General features: G+C 42.3%; 14 protein-coding genes and 1 riboswitch. Of the genes, 5 read left to right on the forward strand and 9 right to left on the reverse strand.

Going from position 1 to position 13899, the window contains the following annotated elements; genetic code table 11:
* Nucleotides 1-8 precede the first annotated feature (8 nt).
* Entirely contained in the window at nt 9-1943 is a 1935-nt protein-coding gene (shc, locus tag FZC78_RS04350; protein ID WP_252183498.1) for a squalene--hopene cyclase, read from the reverse strand.
* 110 nt (nt 1944-2053) lie between these two features.
* Here shc and FZC78_RS04355 point away from each other — a divergent pair, with 110 nt between their 5' ends.
* The 4 genes from FZC78_RS04355 (at nt 2054) to FZC78_RS04370 (ending at nt 5762) form a co-directional block, all read left to right on the forward strand.
* Nucleotides 2054-3109 carry a hypothetical protein gene (locus FZC78_RS04355; RefSeq protein ID WP_148938428.1) on the forward strand — a complete coding sequence of 352 codons (1056 nt, stop codon included), beginning with the start codon at nt 2054-2056 and terminating at the stop codon, nt 3107-3109.
* A gap of 141 nt (nt 3110-3250) precedes the next feature.
* Nucleotides 3251-3949 (forward strand): 5-oxoprolinase subunit PxpB, encoded by a 699-nt coding sequence (gene pxpB / locus FZC78_RS04360; RefSeq protein WP_148938429.1) that lies wholly within the window; start codon nt 3251-3253, stop codon nt 3947-3949.
* A 2-nt stretch (nt 3950-3951) separates the two neighbouring features.
* Nucleotides 3952-4908 (forward strand): biotin-dependent carboxyltransferase family protein, encoded by a 957-nt coding sequence (locus FZC78_RS04365; RefSeq protein ID WP_148938430.1) that lies wholly within the window; start codon nt 3952-3954, stop codon nt 4906-4908.
* 122 nt (nt 4909-5030) lie between these two features.
* Nucleotides 5031-5762, forward strand: a complete 732-nt coding sequence (locus FZC78_RS04370; RefSeq protein ID WP_148938431.1) for a LamB/YcsF family protein — start codon at nt 5031-5033, stop codon at nt 5760-5762.
* 765 nt (nt 5763-6527) lie between these two features.
* On the opposite strand, the gene FZC78_RS04375 is transcribed toward FZC78_RS04370, so the two are convergent.
* The 6 genes from FZC78_RS04375 to FZC78_RS04400 all read right to left on the reverse strand — a co-directional run bounded on the left by FZC78_RS04375 (nt 6528) and on the right by FZC78_RS04400 (nt 11509).
* A complete protein-coding gene (locus FZC78_RS04375) occupies nt 6528-7769 on the reverse strand; it encodes a DHH family phosphoesterase (RefSeq protein ID WP_148938432.1) in 1242 nt (413 codons plus the stop codon).
* A gap of 183 nt (nt 7770-7952) precedes the next feature.
* Nucleotides 7953-8672, reverse strand: coding sequence for a 7-carboxy-7-deazaguanine synthase QueE (gene queE, locus FZC78_RS04380; RefSeq protein ID WP_148938433.1), 720 nt, complete (start codon nt 8670-8672; stop codon nt 7953-7955).
* Nucleotides 8669-9103, reverse strand: a complete 435-nt coding sequence (queD, locus tag FZC78_RS04385) for a 6-carboxytetrahydropterin synthase QueD (protein ID WP_148938434.1) — start codon at nt 9101-9103, stop codon at nt 8669-8671. The genes queE and queD overlap by 4 nt, the downstream gene beginning before the upstream one ends.
* Complete coding sequence (gene queC / locus FZC78_RS04390) at nt 9100-9762, reverse strand: 7-cyano-7-deazaguanine synthase QueC (RefSeq protein WP_148938435.1); 663 nt, start codon at nt 9760-9762, stop codon at nt 9100-9102. The genes queD and queC overlap by 4 nt, the downstream gene beginning before the upstream one ends.
* Nucleotides 9763-9897: 135 nt before the next feature.
* Nucleotides 9898-9942, reverse strand: a riboswitch (PreQ1 riboswitch).
* 59 nt (nt 9943-10001) lie between these two features.
* Nucleotides 10002-10856, reverse strand: a complete 855-nt coding sequence (locus FZC78_RS04395) for a dimethylarginine dimethylaminohydrolase family protein (RefSeq protein ID WP_148938436.1) — start codon at nt 10854-10856, stop codon at nt 10002-10004.
* Between the two features lie 230 nt (nt 10857-11086).
* Nucleotides 11087-11509 (reverse strand): GNAT family N-acetyltransferase, encoded by a 423-nt coding sequence (locus FZC78_RS04400; RefSeq protein ID WP_148938437.1) that lies wholly within the window; start codon nt 11507-11509, stop codon nt 11087-11089.
* 208 nt (nt 11510-11717) lie between these two features.
* On the opposite strand from FZC78_RS04400, the gene FZC78_RS04405 reads away from it, so the two are divergent.
* Entirely contained in the window at nt 11718-11990 is a 273-nt protein-coding gene (locus FZC78_RS04405) for a YuzF family protein (protein ID WP_252183374.1), read from the forward strand.
* Nucleotides 11991-12109: 119 nt separating this feature from the next.
* Here the strand turns inward: FZC78_RS04405 and FZC78_RS04410 are convergent, their stop codons facing one another.
* Both FZC78_RS04410 and sda read right to left on the reverse strand, forming a co-directional pair.
* On the reverse strand, nt 12110-12733 hold the full coding sequence (locus FZC78_RS04410) for a flavodoxin family protein (protein ID WP_148938438.1): 624 nt from the start codon (nt 12731-12733) through the stop codon (nt 12110-12112).
* A gap of 106 nt (nt 12734-12839) precedes the next feature.
* Nucleotides 12840-12986: a sporulation histidine kinase inhibitor Sda gene (gene sda, locus FZC78_RS04415; protein WP_148938439.1), complete on the reverse strand. Its 147-nt coding sequence runs from the start codon at nt 12984-12986 to the stop codon at nt 12840-12842.
* Nucleotides 12987-13899: the final 913 nt, after the last annotated feature.

Below are 13899 nucleotides of genomic sequence, written 5' to 3' on the forward strand. Positions count from 1 at the left end.
TTTTGTCTTTATTTCTCTATGAATTTATTTTTATAGTTGCTTAACGTCAGAAGGGGCCAGATATAGTTATAACTATGATAGTGAATATAAAACCTTCCGGGCAGCCCTGAACCTGTAGGATATTTCGTCCGCCAATCATCACTTTGGATGAGAATAAGGAGCGCTTCCATCCCCCGGCGGATTTCCTTGGTCGGGAAATCGCTTGCCGCAATCAATGCATCCAGGGCCCACGCTGTCTGTGATGGAGTGCTGCTCCCCAATGAGATATACCTCTTCTCTTTATCACTGCGGCAGGATTCCCCCCAGCCTCCGTCACTATTTTGAATCTGGCACAGCCACTTTTTCGCTCTTACTATTGCATCTTCTCCATTTCTTACTCCTGCTGCACTCAAACCGGTAAGAGCTGCCCAAGTTCCGTAAATATAACAAATGCCCCATTTCCCATACCATGACCCGTTCTTTTCCTGGTGGCGCATCAGCCAATCAATCCCCATTTTTACTTGTTTACTTTTCCATATCATCCCGGCATCCTTGCATAAGAATTCAAGCGTCCTTCCGGTTAAATCTGCACAAGATTTGTCTAACGCTGCATCTTCCGCTCCATCCATGGGCACCCAGGACAAGATTTCTTTATTTTTGTTTTTCTCGAATGCCGGCCAGCCTCCATCTTCATTTTGCATGGCTAAAGCCCATTTGACTCCTTTTTCCCATGCAGCATACTTCTTCGAGTCTTGAAAAGCCTCTGATTTTACTGCCCTTAAGGCAGCAGTTGTATCATCAACATCCGGGTTAATCGTGTTGCTGTGGGAAAATCCCCATCCACCCGGAATCGTCCCAGGTGCTTCTAGAGCCCAATCCCCTTTTTTGTAGTGCTGCTGTTTGAAGAGGTACTCATTTGCCATGACAATCGGCTTGGTCCCGTAATCCATTCCTGAAGTTTGAAGGGCGTGGGTGATCAAAGCTGTATCCCATACAGTCGACGTTGAGTTTTGGATATGAGGAAAGCCCTTTCCTTTACATTGATAGGACATCAGCGCTTTCACTGCTTCGACGATCAGGGGATGCTCTCTGGAGTACCCTTGTGATAGGAGTGCAAAGATCATATAAAAAGTGGAACTGAAATAACTGTATAGGCTGCCATCGATTTCAATCCTGCTCAGCATATAGTCCATCGCCGCCTTTTTACTGAGCTTTCTTAAATTTGCAGGAACAGCCGCGATCGCTTCCAGCCCCTTTGTAAGGGAGTCCACAAAGATTCTTTCATTCTTGCGGAAAAATAAATCGGCTTCCTTTTCTGTCAGTAAGTCTGAGAAATCAGGCGGCAAGAAACTTTTACGGATATACTCCTCGCTTTTCAACAGGAGGAGAGGTGCCATATGAACCCTTGCATAGGCACTAAAATCCATGAAGCTGACAGGAAAATAAGAGGGCAGGAGAATAATCTCTGCAGGTACAGGAAAGAAGCGGTCCCAAGGATACTGTCCATGAACAGCGAGCATGAACTTCGTCATAGAATGGACTTTATCAAGGCCGCCTCGGGAAAGGATATAGCTTCTTGCTTTCACCATATTTTTATCTGCCTTTTTGGCTGTGCCGCTCCAAAGCAAGGCAAAATAAGCCTCTACTGTAGCAGAAAGATTTCCTTCCTCTTCATCATTGAAAATCTTCCAATGACCTTCGGTGGTTTGCTTGGATAATAGACGTGTTCCGAGCTCCTCAGTCAATTTTTTCTTTTTAATGCCCAAAGACTTCATCAGGACAATCATATAGGCATCGGTCATTAAACTATTTTCAAAACAGTAATGCCACGATCCGTCACTTTGCTGTCCGGCTGTCAATCTGTCCCTTATTCGGGTTATCTGCTCTTCTATATTGACTTCCATCATTACACCGCCTTTTTCAGGAAGGATATCTATTAATATATTCAGGGGTTTCTCCCACATGCCGTGAAACTTATTCAAGAAGTTCAATAATTTTACATATCTTCCAGCGGAAATAATTCCCTTTTTTTATATACTATAAATAACAAAACTTTTCCCAAGGGGGAATCAGTATGGTGGACGCTATTCAGAAACCGAAAAAGAAATGGCTGCTTTTTCTTTCGTTAACAACGTTGATACTATTATGTAATTTTTTCGTTTACCGCCTTGAAGAAGTGCCAGAAGGAATGGTTATTGGATCAATTGTTGACTTGATGATCGTCATACCACTTTTGGCTTACTTTTTTATCATTCGGGGGACCCACTCTTTCAAAACATTATCCCTTGTCATTGCAGCAGGATACGGTGCTGCTTGGATCATCGTCCCAAACGATCATTTGTCATCACTCCCATTTTTTAAATACCTGCTCTTTGCAGCCGAAGGAGCCTTCTTGCTTCTTGAACTGTATATCGCCTTTCATATCATAAAGACGATTCCTAAAGTTTGGACCTATACAAAGGAACTCAAAGCGGATGATGGAGACTTTTTCCCACACCGGCTCGAGACAGCCATCCAGAGAAATATGTCTGCTCCCCTATTTATGAAAATCTATCTGACCGAATTTTCTCTGTTCTACTACAGCTTGTGTTCATGGAAGAAAAAAGCTTTAGTGACTAAAGACTCGTTCACCCTTCATCATAAAACAAGCACCATGGCCCTTTATATAATGGTTATTCACGCCATTCTTCTTGAATCGGCCGGTCTTCACTACCTGCTTCACCAGTGGAATCCAATTGTTTCCTGGATCCTACTCATATTGAATATATATACTGTGTTTTTCATTCTTGCCCAAATACAAGGTTTCCGCCTCAATCCTGTGAGGATCACCGAAGACCAGCTCATCATACGGATAGGGTTTGCCAGCAGAATCAATATTCCTTTAAAAGCCATTAAATCTATCAGAGAGTATGAAGGCCCTGAGAAACTCGAAAAAGAAATGGTCAAAACAACCTTTCAGGCAATTGCCCCTGATTTCATTGAAGAAAAACCTCAGCTTGAAATTCTTTTAAATGAACCGCAAAAAGCCTATTTACTTTATGGTTTCACAAAAAGTGTGTCACAGATTCATATCAGGCTGGATGACCCTTCTGCCTTTAAACCCGCTCTGACCAAAAAAATCACAATATGACACCCAGATGCTGCTCTTCCAAATTAGAAGAGCAGCCTTTTCTCTGTTCCATGTTCTCTGATTGCCCCTCCCTCTCTCTCCTTTCAATTTATGTTAGAATTGATATTGAATTCAGAATGTTGATGAATGGATGTGTTGACAATGAACTATACAATTTATCCCCTTGGAGATTCTGCTCTTATAGCCGATTTTCATAGCGCTGATGAAGAAAGACTGTTGAATATATTAACCTCTCTTACACAAGCTCTACCCTCGTTCATGCACGAATCCTTCATTGAGGCGGTGCCCTCTTATAACACGGTAACCGTTCACTATGACCCTCTTAAAATAAAATCTCATTACCCCTTTCAACTGATGAAGGCTGCACTGATTGAATCAATCGATGCGTTGGAGGTGAAGGAAGGCAGGAAAAATAAAGACATTGTTACCATTCCGGTCCTTTATGGGAATGGTTATGGCCCCGACCTTCCTTTCGTTGCACAATACAATGATATTTCTGTTGAGGAAGTCATTAAGATCCATTCCGAAAAACTATATACTGTAGCTTTTCTGGGTTTTTCCCCGGGTTTCCCTTTCTTAAGAGGAATGTCCTCTTCTATTACCGCACCAAGGCGGCAAAGCCCACGGATCAAAATTGAAGAGGGTTCTGTCGGGATTGCAGGCAGCCAGACTGGTGTATACCCTGTTTCCTCACCAGGAGGCTGGCAAATCATAGGCAGGACACCTTTGAAGCTGTTCAACCCCGGCAATCCTGATAATCCTGCCCTCCTCTCCCAAGGGGACCTGTTGAAGTTCACATCTATATCTAAAGAAGAATTTCATAGATTGGAGGAAAGCTGACCATGGGTTTCTCAGTAGAAAAGAGCGGCTTGTTGACGACCATCCAGGATAAAGGCAGGACAGGCTACCGAAATATCGGCATGCCAGTCAGCGGTCCCATGGACTCCACTGCATTCCGACTGGCTAATCTTATAGTGGGTAACAGGGAGACTGAAGCTGCATTGGAAGTCACCATGCAAGGACCTGTATTACACTTCACATCGGACACAGAACTGGCCCTCTGCGGTGCAGATTTGAACCCCTCCATTAACAATGAAAGGGTATCCAACAACAAACCCTTGCTGATAAAAAAAGGGGATGTCCTTCGATTCGGGCTCGCTGAAAAAGGAATGCGCGTGTATATCGCTTTCAAAGGCGGCATCAAAATAGAGAAACAACTTGGAAGCTGCAGTACCTATCTGCCCGCGGGAATTGGCGGTTACAAGGGAAGAGCATTAAAAGCAGGCGATAAGATTGATCTGAATTCAGAAGGTCATTCAGACAGAAAAATTTCCTGGTCTGCTTCACCCTCCTTCTTCACCTATTTTCAAAAGAGAGAAGTGAGAATCCTCAAGAGCAAGCAGTGGAATTGGTTTACTAAAGAAGCACAATCAAGCTTCTTGTCAAGAGATTTTACCATTCAGTCAGAGTCCGACCGCATGGGGTATAGATTGAATGGGCCAACGCTCATGACAAAAGAAAAACGGGAGTTATCTACTGAAGGAATAGTAAAAGGGTCGATTCAAGTGCCTGCAAACGGCCTGCCTATCATCCTCATGGCCGACAGCCAGCCCACAGGAGGCTACCCAAAAATCGCCAATGTCATAACAGCCGACCTGCCTGTCATTGCCCAGCTGAAGCCTCTTGAAAAAATTCGTTTCAAGGAAGTCACAATACAGGAAGCTTATCAAGCATTAGTGGATAAAGAAGAGGATTTTAAATTAATTAAGTCTGGAATCCGATTGAAAAATAGAGACTGAAACAAACAAAATAAGTATCCGTTCTCAATTGCAGTAAACTATCAGCAGAGTTCACTGGATTCTGGTGAATTACCGGGATACTGAGAGTTCGGCTAAGAAGCTAAGAACAGGAGGAGATCAGCATTAAAATTGATTTGAATTGTGATCTTGGAGAAAGTTTTGGAAGCTATCTCAAAGGAAATGATGAAGAAATCCTAAAAAAAATCACTTCGGCTAATATTGCTTGCGGCTTTCATGCAGGCGACCCGCACATCATGCTGAAAACCGTTCAGATTGCGTTGAGAAATGACGTTAAGCTTGGAGCCCATCCAAGTTATCCTGACCTTCAGGGGTTCGGCAGGCGCCATATGGAAATTCCACCAGAGGAAATCTATTCACTGGTCCTGTATCAGGTTGGTTCACTGCACGCCATTGTAAAAGCGCAAGGAGGAGAACTATCCCACGTAAAACCGCATGGCGCCCTCTATAACCGGGCAGCAAAGGAAATAGAAACAGCAAGTGCCATCGCTAAGGCAGTACATGATTTCGATTCTTCCTTGACACTATTCGGCCTGGCAAACTCCTGCCTGGTAGCTGCTGGTGAGGAAATCGGCCTTCTTACCGCAAGCGAGGTCTTTGCTGACAGGACCTATCAAAGGGATGGCAGCCTCACACCGCGCACACAGGAAGGAGCCCTCATCCATGATGAGCAGCAGGCAATAGACCAGGTAATCAGAATGGTAAAAGAACACAAAGTTATGAGTATAGATGGGATAGACATTGAAATAATTCCTGATACCATATGCCTGCACGGAGACAATGAAAGAGCTCTGATCTTTGCTGAAAAAATAGCGGCTGCCTTAAATGACCTATAGTTTCACCTCTGCACTGAGCAGCTCAGCGAGTTTGTTTAATGATGATTTGAAGACATAAATTCCATTTCTAATCAGAAGTGTATCTTGATATGTAACGGGTTCTTTTCTGAAGTATAAACTTCTAATTAGCTAAAGAAACGGTCGAGTGATTCACACCAAAACACAAAGTCTATTGATTTCCACTCCAGGTGCGTGACTCCGCGGGGCGTGCGGTGAGCCTCCTCGGCTTCGCCTGTGGGGTCTCACCTGTCACGCTAGTCCCGCAGGAGGTCACGCACCTTCCGTTCCAATCAAATTATTTTTAGATTTTTTATAATTAATTACTCTCCTTTATATTAGTATTGGATTGAAAGTGTATAGGAAATTGTGCCACGAATTTTGCACATCAAAAAGTTCTGTCATTTGCTATTTAGTGTTCATTTTGAATTACCAATTTGAACAGATTCACTAGCAAGAATACCCTTAAATCAACAAAAAAGGAGTATCAAAATTAATGCGTTTTGACACTCCTTTTGATGTGTAGTCGTTAATTTTACACTCAAAAATTGAACCCGTTATTTGATATTATGCCCTTCACCGGACTAGCGCGGTGCATCAAAGGTTTTTTACTCTTAACATTTAGTTTAGCTTTTTGCTTTTTTGCCAGAATATTATGAATGTGTATAGGTATTCATATTAACTCAGCAAAAACATAGTAGAATTCCATTAAAAAAGCTTTTGAAATTTTAAAAGAAGCGGTCTCTCATCGAGACCCGCTTCTTTCTGTTACTCTCCTTTTTTGTCTGCCATCACATTAAAAGGCAGTTTTTCGGCTGCAGCTTGAAGGATTTTGTGATTTTTTACATTTTCCATCAAAAATTCTGTGTACTCATCATCTTTGCACAGAGCAGCAGAATATTCTTTTTTAATATGATTTTCCGCATCCAGATATGTTGGGAAATCACCTTCGAAGACCCCATTATATTCGACTTTCCACTCTTCACCATCTATTGGGTAGACAAACAATTGGTCTTCCTGCCTGTTTTTATAGAGAGACCCATTAGGAGACTCTTTTATATTGTAACGATTTTTCGGAGCATCAATCGGAAGTGGTTCGATGGTAAATACATCCGTGACAAAAAGCTTGAATGCTTCGGTCGTCAAATTGCAGCCTGAAGCTTTCGCATGCCCGCCGCCTTCAAATTTTCCTGCCACTTCAGAAACATCGACATGATCATGAATCGTCCTTAAAGAAATTCGTTTTCCTCCAACACTGATGATGGCAATGTAGTCAAGGAAAGGGTAATCTTTTCCGAGTTCATTCCCCAGTTCTGAATGATAGGATTCTGCATGCACTATACCTACACAGTATTCGTCGATAAACGATTTGGTCAGTTCTCTTCTTTTCCGGCGGATATATCTTTCAATCTTAGCCTCTTCCATTTCAAGAAGCTTTTGTTCAAACTCGTCAAAGAAAAACTTTTCATGTTTTTTAAGGCGGGTTAACATTTTTTCTTCAAACTCTTCTAACGTTAGCAGGAAGAACAAGTCATTCAACCTCTTGGCGGTAGTGTTGTTGTTCACATCCCACTCCCACGTATCATATTGACGGACAAGCTCAACAAATTCCTCTAAGATCGGGGTCGATTCAATCTCGCCTCTTTCTTTAAGTTCTTCATAAAGAAGGGATGTTGCTGAGGCCAGCCTGCCATCTTCGTATTGGACGGTCACGGCTGCCCACTCGTATTCATTTAAATGTTCAGCGCTGCGGTGATGGTCAATCAGTTCCACTTTTCCATCTTTTTTAAAATAGCTTTGCAGAGCTTCTTCATTTTCTTTATTCACTGATAGGTCCGTAATGAACAACTTTGTGTTTTTTTGCGGCCTTCTTAAGAACCTTGCCACTTGAAAGTTTAAACCGCCTATCGAATTGTAGCGTACTTCCGCCTCGTCTCCCCAGGCTATTTTGGCGATGATGCCGCATCCGACTCCATCTAAATCATTATGAGATAGTAAAAAACGTTGCATGTTTGGCCTCCTAGGCTTCTCTATGTATTAATGGTTTTAGGTTTTGTCATTTCCTTGCTAATATACAGGAAAAAGCTCCGTCTGTTAAATGATACGGAGCAATTTTTCATTGTGGTATGCTGTAAAACGACCGGAAACAGATAGGTTTGAGCAAGAACAGCTGAAGAACAGAAAAGTAAAAACCTAAACTCCCCTTTTATTTCCCCATACATAGGTATGAAGCTGCGGAAGTACTCTAACGTCATTCAACCGTTCACTATCCGTAACTGCTTCAATAAGAATTTCGTAGTCAGTAATTAATTGAGATAGAAACCCCTTGCCTTCTTCTGCTGCAAGGTTGCCGTTACCAACTTGAAGAAAGAAAGGAACACCAGGATATCTTTCATGAAGGTTTGCTGCGTATTCGAGATCTTCCGCATTGAAAATGACGACCTTTAAGCTTCGGCTGGTATGATCCTTTAACCGTTCTATAATATAGTCTAATTTTTCAAAGTCTGTTTTCATTCCCGAGCTTGGCGGCTTAGGCGAAAGGGTTAGTTCATCAATATCCATGAACCAGTCCTGCCATCTGCTGCCCTGTGTTTCGAGTGCTGATGATATCCCATTTTCCTTAAAAACGGCCAACAGCTCTTCTATTGCCGTTATGAGTGCCGGGTTTCCACCAGATATCGTTACATGATTAAAACGTCTTCCGCCAATCTCACGAAGCTCTTGCCAAATTTCTGCTGCGGTCAATAAACGGATATCTTCTTTGGCTGACCCATCCCATGTAAAGGCAGAATCACACCAGGAGCATGAATAATCACAGCCCGCCGTGCGCACAAACATCGTTTTCTGTCCGATGACCATTCCTTCCCCTTGAATGGTCGGACCGAATATTTCAAGTACCGGTATTTTTCTCATAGCTCTTTGCCTCTTCTCGGCCGAAAAATACAGTAGCTTGTCGGAGTCTCGCGTAAAAACACCTGCAGGCACTGAGCCTTGTTGCCTTGCTGATCCAAATGCTCTTGAATAATGCTATGCATTACCTCTGCCATAACTTCTGTCGTTGGAAATCGCTCTGAATTACCTTTGAATAAAGGATCGTCATTTAACAATGTGTGATCAAACCGGTCATGAATAAGCTTTTTGATCGTTGCAAAATTGATAAGAAATCCTGATTCATCGAGGATGTCACCGCCGACTGTAATGTTTGCAAAATAGGTGTGCCCATGAATTCTCTGGCATTTCCCCGCCGCTTCTGAAGGAATCCTATGGGCGGCAGCAAATTGAAAATCTTTGTTCAACTCATAGGAATAGGAGTGCTGAGGTACAGGATAAATTTGGCCAATCATAGTTTTGCTCCTCCATCTTTAGAAGATAAATAGGCTGTCAGACCTTTACTTCTCAGTTTGCAGGAGGGGCATGTTCCACATCCGTCTCCCCGGATTCCGTTATAGCAGGTAAGCGTCTTTTCCCTGACATATTGAAGCATGCCCATTTCATCTGCCCACTTCCATGTGGCTTCTTTATCCAGCCACATAAGCGGGGTGTGGACGACGTAACCCTCATCCATGGCCAGGTTAAAGGTAACATTAAATGATTTAACGAACATATCCCTGCAGTCAGGATAGCCGCTGAAATCTGTTTCACAGACTCCTGTAACGATATGCATGGCACCTATGTTCTTTGCAAGAACCCCGGCGAATGATAGGAATAAAAGGTTCCTTCCTGGTACAAAAGTAGAAGGAAGTTCCCCTTCCTTTTCCGTAATTTCCTCATTTCGAGTCAGGGCGCTTGGGGCAAGCTGATTCAACAGACTCATATCCAAAACATGATGAGGCACCTCTAATTCGTTTGCAATCTCGCTTGCACAGACCAATTCTTCTGAATGTCTCTGGCCGTAATTAAAGGTGACTGCTTCCACCTCTTTAAACTCTTTCTTGGCCCATATCAGGCATGTCGTGCTGTCCTGGCCGCCGCTGAAGACGACCAGCGCTTTCTCGTTTTTCATTTTCCAATCTCCTCTCTTTTTCAGGCTCAATGCCAGTAAAAGAAGAAGGAAGTTCATGGCGTTACTCTATAATATGTGACTAGTTTACTTTGTACTTATGAAAGCAAACAAAAAAACGGCACCCAAGGAGATGCCGTTTCCTTAGTTTTTTATAGAGGGTTAAGCTAGAACCTCTCCTGCATTTCTGCAGCAATCTTCTATTGTTATTTTACTATAACATAACCGCAGTGGACTGTCATCTACTTGCGCACTACCGGCATGGAGCAGCACCTGAATGAACCGCCGGATTTGATGATTTCTGAAAAATCGACTTCGATCACTTCATACCCATGCTTTCTTAATGCTCTGTTCACTGCCTTATTTTGCGGGAGGCTGAGTACTTTTTTATCTCCGATCGATAAGACATTCGTGCCCATAGTGAATTGTTCTGCATCATTTACTTCAATTAAGTTGAAGTGTTCTGCAAGCATCTGTAATTCTTTCTGTTTGAAAGCAGGAGCAAATACCAGTGCTTGATCAGGTGAAAGAATGTTGAACACACAGTCAAGATGTAAGTATTTTTTTTGAAAAGGGACTGGTATCACGGTAAATCCGTCTGCAAGTTCTCTCAGCTGGTCGATTGCACCCGCATTGGTGCGATGGCTGACACCAACGAATACTTTATTCTTATCAACAATAACGTCTCCGCCTTCTATAGTCCCGTAATCCAGCTTTTTATATTGATGGCCATTCTTTTCCAGCCATTTCTTCAATACTTCATCTTCTCCAGAACGGATGTCACTACCCATTTCAGAGACATATATCGTATCCCCGATTGTGAATCCAATGTCCCTTGTGAAGACCTGTTCAGGCAGTTCAGGGTCCGGTGTCATTTCGATTACTTCTGTACCATTGTCCTTTAGTGCCTTCACAAAATCATTATGCTGCTTTAGAGCTGTAGTGATATCTATATTTTTATCAAGAAAATGTTTTTGAGTCTCGTTAATGATTTCATCTATCTTCATGTATCGCGGCTGGCAGACAATCACCTTTTCCAACCTGTCATATTCACTGTCACAATATTCCTTTTGGTTTTTCCTAATGGTAGTTGCCATTTTTAACCCTCCATAATATAATGCCTTTTACGGGAATATTCCCATAGATGGAGTAATATTAAACCTTTTAGAGGAGACAAGAGAGGACATTTATCTCCCTTCGATGCATAAAAAATGAAATCCTAACAGCTATATTGTATTTTTATTCTAAAACAAAGAGAAATACATCAGGTTTTTGAATGAATATTTATATAGATTTTTTTCTCTTTTTTCAAGAAAGCCCTTTTAAACTATCTTAGATTCTTTCTGAAAGCATAGCTGTATTTCCCATATTCCAACCCTTCATAAAAACGATGAGCATCCTTTCTATGTAATCCAGAGTCCAATCCTGCTGTCTCACATCCTTGTTCCTTTCCCCATTGTTCAATAAATTGAAGGAGTTTTCGTCCATACCCTTTTGACCGGGCAGACGATTTGGTGACAAGGTCATAAATAAACACATGGCGTCCTGCATAAAAGTTTGTCCGGATGACGACACCAGCAAGCGAAACCAGCTCTTTTTTATCATATAAACCGAACACCCGGTACCCTTCAGCTCTCATTTCTTTTGAGAGTTTTTTGAATGTTTCTTCCTCCAAGTTTGTCCTTAATTCAATTAATAACTGATAAACCTGATTCCATTCTTCATCCGACACGGCTTCCCTTATCTCCATAGTCATCTTCCCCTTTACACTTTGACTTTCAGACTATTAATTCTCGCTGAATGATTTGAAGTCCTTCTTTACCGCTTTCAAGCGCTGAGAGTGACTATTCCTGTTAGTGTTTTAAGGTAAACCTCCCTGCCCATTTTAGTTTTCAGCCCATTCTTTGGAACTTTGTCCTGCATATTGTTAGGAAGAGGAAAATATCAGGAGGTATGTTATGTATCAGTTTAGAAACTATCCGCAAAATGAAATGGTGATGTCTATGCCTATGAATCAGGGTAACATGCAATCTCAGCCTATGTTCAACTTTGAACCTTATGTCTATGAAACATTACGGTCTGTCATTGGAAAGGTACTGATTGTTTCTACTGTCAGGGATACACTGCGAGGTAAACTAATGGACGTAAAGCCGGACCATGTCGTTCTGAATATTGGAGATGAGACTTTCTTTGTTCGTACTTGCCAGATTGTCAGCGTCATGCCTGATTAACCCCATCCTGCAAGGAGCCTATCCGGCCTGCTTTTTATAAAGCACTGTAATGAGGGATTTTGTTTTAATTTTGAACTAAACGTAAAAAAGAGCGCCGGTTCTACTCGGCGCTCTTTCTATTATTCTACAACATTTCCTTCTGCCGGGATGGGATGTTCTTTCAGCATTCTGGCAAAATGAATCAGGTTATAAGCCATGATTTTGGTATTTTGCTTAGTGAAATCATTGTTAAAACCATCCGCTTCCAAGAAAGAAGGGCCCGGTCCTGCTTCGCCTACCCAGTAAACATCAACATTCGGCGGGATAGTGAACCCAAGATGGGACATGCCGTAAATGACGTCTTTTGCTGCGCTTTTGGCACCATCTTCATTTCCTGTCACAACCGCTCCTGCCACTTTGTTATAATAGAGGTACTGTCCTTTATCGTTAGTCAAGCTGGCACCTCCATTGATACGTTCAATGACACGCTTGGCAATACTGCTTTTCTCACCAAGCCAGATCGGCGTTCCAATTACTAGAATATCTGCCTCTTTGACCTTCTCGAAGATTTCCGGCCATTCATCGCCGATCCCCTCATCCGGTGTCATCCCGGGAGCAACATTATAATCAGCAATCCGGATCGTTTCAGTTTCAATACCTTCATTTTTCATGATATCGATGACTTTGTCCATCAACCCTTGTGTATTAGAAGTTTCCGGACTTTTCTTTAAACTGCAGTTTAAATACAAAGCTTTAATAGCCAAAACAATTCCTCCTTCATTGCATCTCACTTTCCTTATATCCTTATCTGCTATCACTCAAACGGATTATAGAGAGTTCAAATTCTTAATAGAATAATCTATTGTTAACTCACTGCTTATACGTTACTGTCATCCTTCTTCTCATTTCTTCCTTAATCAACGAAAGATATTCTTCGGATAGGTCTCTCTTCCTGGCATGCCTCCAAACAGTCAGCAGCTGCTTATTGGTAAGATACTTCAGTGTTTTGGGTCTCATGGATTCCTCCTATCGAAAAGAAAGAACATCAAGGCTTGACAAATGATTTCATAGGTTTTTACCCTTTTTCTAATGCTTTATAACCCGAACGGTTAAAAAGCCGTAGAAATTCCATTCTGGCCAGGGGATCTCTTCCACTCAAACAGGTGCAAGTCACCAACTATATCTTTTTCTTTTCTCACTCCGAGCCACTGTGGCTGTCTCGATACAGCACTCAGAATGAAAGACTGCTTTATGAAAACACTTCTTTCAAAGGTTTTCAGCTGACTGGACCAGCATCTCTTTTCTTTCCTGCTTACCATTTATTCTGCTCCATATGTCGGTGTATATAAAATTCATATGGAATAGCAGCAAAGTTAACGAAAGGCTGTTTTCGCAAAGATTGTGGTTATTTTAAAAGTAATGGATTTCCGCTCCAGGCGCGCGACTCCGCGGGGCGGGCGCCCGGCCTCCTCGGCTTCGCCTGTATAAAAAGTGGAAGCGCCCTGATCAAACCCGACAGGCAAATGTTCCGAAGAGAAAAAAAGGCGAACTTCCTTTTATTCTCTTCGGGTTATTTGACCCCGAAGGGCTGGGCGCTGCAACTAGATTAGGGGTCTCACCTGTCTTCAAAAGTGGAAGCACCTTGGTCAGACCCGACAGGCAAATGTTCTCAAGAGAAAAAAAGGCGGTCTTCCTTTTTATCTCTTGGGGTTATTTGACCCCGAGGGGCTAGGTGCTGGAACTAGACGCCCGCTGGTCCCGCAGGAGGTCGCACGCCTTACGCTCCAATCCTTCCACGTAAAAATGAGGAGGGGATAAAATGGCATTTAAAAGCAACAATCTTTTAGAAAGGCTGTTTTATCTATATTGTTGCTTTCAAATAATTCCGGATACTAAGAGTTTTTTCTCTTTTCGGTGTTACCAGATTTCA

Source organism: Rossellomorea vietnamensis, assembly GCF_008180415.1.
GTDB classification, from domain to species: Bacteria; Bacillota; Bacilli; order Bacillales; family Bacillaceae_B; genus Rossellomorea; species Rossellomorea vietnamensis_C.

Excerpts from the sequence above, each read along its gene's own strand:
- shc (WP_252183498.1), bottom strand. The coding sequence starts at position 1,943 with ATGTGGGAGAAACCCCTGAATATATTAATAGATATCCTTCCTGAAAAA.
- FZC78_RS04355 (WP_148938428.1), top strand. The coding sequence starts at position 2,054 with ATGGTGGACGCTATTCAGAAACCGAAAAAGAAATGGCTGCTTTTTCTT.
- pxpB (WP_148938429.1), top strand. The coding sequence starts at position 3,251 with ATGAACTATACAATTTATCCCCTTGGAGATTCTGCTCTTATAGCCGAT.
- FZC78_RS04365 (WP_148938430.1), top strand. The coding sequence starts at position 3,952 with ATGGGTTTCTCAGTAGAAAAGAGCGGCTTGTTGACGACCATCCAGGAT.
- FZC78_RS04375 (WP_148938432.1), bottom strand. The coding sequence starts at position 7,769 with ATGCAACGTTTTTTACTATCTCATAATGATTTAGATGGAGTCGGATGC.
- queE (WP_148938433.1), bottom strand. The coding sequence starts at position 8,672 with ATGAGAAAAATACCGGTACTTGAAATATTCGGTCCGACCATTCAAGGG.
- queD (WP_148938434.1), bottom strand. The coding sequence starts at position 9,103 with ATGATTGGCCAAATTTATCCTGTACCTCAGCACTCCTATTCCTATGAG.
- queC (WP_148938435.1), bottom strand. The coding sequence starts at position 9,762 with ATGAAAAACGAGAAAGCGCTGGTCGTCTTCAGCGGCGGCCAGGACAGC.
- FZC78_RS04395 (WP_148938436.1), bottom strand. The coding sequence starts at position 10,856 with ATGGCAACTACCATTAGGAAAAACCAAAAGGAATATTGTGACAGTGAA.
- FZC78_RS04400 (WP_148938437.1), bottom strand. The coding sequence starts at position 11,509 with ATGGAGATAAGGGAAGCCGTGTCGGATGAAGAATGGAATCAGGTTTAT.
- FZC78_RS04405 (WP_252183374.1), top strand. The coding sequence starts at position 11,718 with ATGTATCAGTTTAGAAACTATCCGCAAAATGAAATGGTGATGTCTATG.
- sda (WP_148938439.1), bottom strand. The coding sequence starts at position 12,986 with ATGAGACCCAAAACACTGAAGTATCTTACCAATAAGCAGCTGCTGACT.